Source organism: Psychromonas sp., assembly GCF_983033635.1.
In genome coordinates, this window is sequence record NZ_CEZLMY010000213.1 from 608 (window position 1) to 5098 (window position 4491).

Consider the following 4491-nt stretch of genomic DNA (forward strand, 5'->3'; position numbering starts at 1 on the left):
GCGGTTACAGCCTTGTCGTTACCTGGTGCGGCTGTAATGACTATTGCTGCCGGTGCTTTCTTTGGTGTATTTGCGGGAGTGGTGATAGTTTCATTTGCATCAAGTATCGGTGCCACATTAGCTTTTTTAATGTCTCGATTTGTGTTCCGCGACAGTATACAAAATAAGTTTGGTGACCGTCTAAAAACGATTAATCAGGGCATTGAACGCGATGGTGCTTTTTATCTGTTTACGCTTCGTTTAGTGCCTGCCTTCCCATTTTTTTTAATCAATATATTAATGGGTTTAACGCCTATTCGAACCGGAACATTTTTTGTAGTAAGCCAAATAGGCATGTTGGCAGGCACTTTAGTGTTTGTTAATGCCGGTACACAACTGGCTAAAATCGATAGTTTATCGGGCATCTTGTCCCCTAGCTTATTGCTGTCATTTGCTTTGTTGGGGGTGTTTCCTTGGATCGCCAAGAAAGTTGTCGCCCGTATAAAGCAGCGCAAAGTATATGCTAAATGGAATAAACCAAAACAGTTTGACCGTAACTTGATAGTCATTGGAGGAGGCGCGGCTGGTTTGGTTTCTTCTTATATTGCAGCTGCCGTGAAAGCGAAAGTCACCTTGATTGAAGCTCATAAAATGGGAGGCGATTGTCTAAATTATGGTTGTGTTCCCAGTAAAGCTTTAATTAAAAGTGCAAAAATTGCTAAACAGATATCTACTGCCAGCCATTATGGTTTGCAATCGGTAACGCCAACTTTTAACTTTCGAAATGTTATGGATAGGGTGCATAAAGTGATTGCGGCCGTAGAGCCTCATGACAGCGTAGAGCGCTATACAAAACTGGGTGTTGAAGTGCTGCAAGGCTACGGCAAGTTGGTCGACCCTTGGACTGTGGAAATAAAATTAAATGATGGAACAAGCCAAAGATTAACCGCGCGTTCTATTATTATTGCTGCGGGAGCTCAACCTTTTATTCCGCCTATACCGGGCTTAGAAGAGGTGGGTTATTTAACCAGTGATACTCTTTGGCATGAATTTGCAAAATTAGATCATGCGCCTAAGCGTTTAGTCGTTTTAGGTGGTGGACCAATTGGTTGTGAATTGGCACAGAGCTTTGCCCGTTTAGGTTCAAATGTTTCACAAATTGAAATGTTACCTCGTATTATGATCAGAGAAGATCCTGAAGTTTCAGAGCTTGCCAAAGATTCATTAGAGAAGGATGGCGTACAGGTACTGACGCAGCATAAAGCCTTACGATTAGAAAAAAATGGCAATAGTAAAATATTGGTTGTTGAATACGAAGGCAAAGAAAAACATATTGAGTTTGACCAACTTATCTGTGCCGTTGGTCGAGTCGCTCGTCTCAATGGTTATGGCTTAGAGGAGATTGGCGTCTCTACAGAGCGCACTGTCATGACCAATGACTATTTGGAAACATTATATCCGAACATTTTCGCCGCCGGTGATGTGGCCGGGCCTTTTCAGTTTACCCATACCGCAGCTCATCAAGCATGGTATGCAGCGGTGAATGCGCTGTTTGGACAGTTTAAAAAATTCAAAGTTGATTATTCTGTGATCCCTTGGGCGACCTTTATTGATCCTGAAGTCGCAAGAGTGGGATTAAATGAACAAGATGCTAAACAGCAAGGTATTGCATATGAAGTTACTCGTTATGGGCTTGATGACTTAGATCGTGCAATTGCTGATGGCACTGATCAAGGCTTTGTTAAAGTTTTAACTAAGCCCGGTAAAGATACTATTTTGGGAGTGACTATTGTTGGAGCTCAAGCAGGAGATTTGCTAACTGAATTTGTCTTAGCAATGAAACACGGGCTTGGTTTAAATAAAATTTTAGGCACCATACATACTTACCCCACCATGTCTGAAGCTAACAAATACGCAGCCGGTGAATGGAAGCGAGCTCATGCACCACAAAAAATATTAATGTGGCTCGGTAAATATCATAACTGGCGAAGAGGTTAATTATGATGAAAATCATAAACGGCTTGCTTGTTAATTTTCTATTTTCATTGTTTTTGCTTTCTGTTGGTTCTTTAAGTGGGGATATTGATATTGAATACTTAGATTACAATTGGTCCCTGAATAAAACCCTCAAATAAAATAGTGAGTAGGCATCAAATCTTATTTATTGTTAGGCCGTGTTAATCTTTTTCATTTTCATTTTCAAGCACATTATTAAAAATGCTAGAGCGACCATGCTTGAATTGTTTCGCTCTGGTTTCTCGGATCTGCTTGCCATTGTTCGAAGTTGTTAAATTCTAGCAACAGCATTCTCAAGCAAATGAACATTTTTCTAAACAGCATTAGTTGCGGAGCTCGGTTTTTGGCACTAAAGCGATATTGATATCATAAAAAGCACTAATTTAGTTATTGCTTAATCTGATCTCAGATTATATTAGCAAGAGACTGAAATTTAAATCTATTTTCTCAGGTCACTTTAATCAGGAAAAAGAAACCCTTTGATAAGTAGGAGACAACTATCAATTTATTAGCGAACGACTGCACACTCGTTTTAGTCTGTAAACGCCCGGCATTAGATCAGGGTAAACAGCGCCTTGCTCAAACCATAGGGGCTGAAAAAGCATTAATTTTTGCCCAACTTCTACTCGCTTGTGCTCTGGAAGATTTAACCTGCTGGCAAGGAAAAATAGTGATCTCTCCATCTCATGATTGTGACAAACAATGGGCTACAGAGTTACTCAGCAAACCGACTTTAGTTATTCCGCAAGTTGCAGGCAATTTAGGTCAGCGCCTTAATAGTTTAGACAGGCAGCTTCGATCGCTGGGGCATCAGCAAATCATTTATATCGGCAGTGATGCGCCTATCTTAACGGCGCAAGATTATTTGCAAATCATACAAGCTTTAAAAAACTATGATGTCGCACTATCGCCTGCTGTTGATGGTGGTGTAACAATTATGGCATCTAACAAGCCTTGGCCTGATATGACAGATTTACCTTGGAGTACGGAGCAGCTTGGCGCATCACTTGAACAACTTTGTAAGTCGCGCCAGTGCAGAGTTGCCAAGACAACCCCCACATACGATATAGATACTGAGCAACAACTAGTGCAATTAAGGCAAGATCTTGCTCAGGATAAACGACCAGCTAGGCAAGCTCTATTTACGCAAATAAATCGACTAGTAAAGGCATCGCATTATGCATGATCACGTTCAGGAATATTATGGAAAAACCTTACAAAGCTCGGACGATCTACAAACCAACGCCTGTTGCACAGATGATGCGATGCCAGAATACTTAAAGTCTGTGCTGAGCAATATTCACGATGAGGTTATGATGCGCTACTACGGTTGCGGTCTGGTTTGTCCTGAGCTATTAGAAGGCGCCAAAATCCTCGATCTTGGTAGCGGCTCCGGTCGTGACGTTTATGCCCTGGCGCAACTGGTCGGCGAACAAGGTGAAGTGGTTGGCGTAGATATGACGGATGAGCAACTTGAGGTCGCTAATCGCCATGTCCAATACCATGGGAAAAAATTTGGTTTTGCCCAAACCAATACCAGTTTTAAAAAGGGCTATATTGAGAAGCTCAATGAATTAGATCTTGAACCCGGCAGCTTCGATATTATTGTTTCTAACTGTGTTATCAATCTCTCTCCGGACAAGGAAGCGGTTTTAAAGCAGGCGTTTGAATTACTCAAACAAGGTGGTGAAATCTACTTCTCCGATGTCTATGCGGATCGCCGTGTTGCGCAAACCTTGGTTGATGATCCCCTGCTCTATGGTGAATGTTTAAGTGGTGCTCTGTACTGGAACGATTTTGTCAATTTGGCAAAAAAAGCAGGCTTCGCCGACCCGCGACTGGTTAGTGACAGACCTATCAGCATAGATAATCCCAAGATAAGCGCCAAAATAGGACATATCAACTTTTTCTCGGCAACCTACCGTTTGTTTAAGCTGCCCGATCTTGAGAGCCATTGTGAAGATTATGGCCAGGCCGTTATCTATAAAGGCAGCATAGCGCAACAGCCCAATGCCTTTAGCTTGGATAAACACCACTATATAGAAACAGGTAAAGTCTTTCCCGTTTGTGGCAACACTTGGAAAATGCTCCATAACACAAGATTTAAAGCGCATTTTGAATTTATCGGTAATTTTGATACGCACTTTGGCATCTTTGATGGCTGTGGAACCGGCCTGCCTTTTGAGCAGAGCAGGGATCAAAACGACAGTAGCGGATGCTGCTAGGAGCTGCTAATGGTAAGATCTAAAAAATCAAACGCCTGGAATTTCACCCCGCAAGGCAATCCGCGCGGTTATATCCAACCTGAGCGTTTAAAAGAGCTATGGTTTCATACAGGAACACGTTGTAATCTGGCCTGTGATTTTTGTCTGGAAGGTTCAAACCCAGCCGATAAACGCTTAGGTTCACCAACGCTGGCCGAGGTTAAACCCTATATAGATCTACCGTTTGTTTAAGCTGCCCGATCTTGAGAGCCATTGTGAAGATTATGGCCAG

General features: G+C 42.2%; 4 protein-coding genes. All 4 read left to right on the plus strand.

Features of this window, described 5'->3' with window-relative positions; all coding sequences use genetic code 11:
• Window positions 1-1977 (plus strand): dihydrolipoyl dehydrogenase family protein (locus tag AC4GME_RS17055; RefSeq protein ID WP_490379855.1); only part of this gene is annotated, 1977 nt, incomplete at its 5' end.
• Window positions 1978-2632: 655 nt separating this feature from the next.
• On the plus strand, window positions 2633-3181 hold the full coding sequence (locus AC4GME_RS17060) for a TIGR04282 family arsenosugar biosynthesis glycosyltransferase (RefSeq protein WP_490379858.1): 549 nt from the start codon (window positions 2633-2635) through the stop codon (window positions 3179-3181).
• The gene (locus AC4GME_RS17065; RefSeq protein ID WP_490379856.1) at window positions 3174-4220 is read left to right on the plus strand and encodes a methyltransferase domain-containing protein; all 1047 of its coding nucleotides are present in this window, start codon (window positions 3174-3176) and stop codon (window positions 4218-4220) included. The genes AC4GME_RS17060 and AC4GME_RS17065 overlap by 8 nt, the downstream gene beginning before the upstream one ends.
• Window positions 4221-4229: 9 nt before the next feature.
• Window positions 4230-4451: a hypothetical protein gene (locus AC4GME_RS17070; protein WP_490379857.1), complete on the plus strand. Its 222-nt coding sequence runs from the start codon at window positions 4230-4232 to the stop codon at window positions 4449-4451.
• The last annotated feature ends 40 nt before the right edge of the window (window positions 4452-4491 follow it).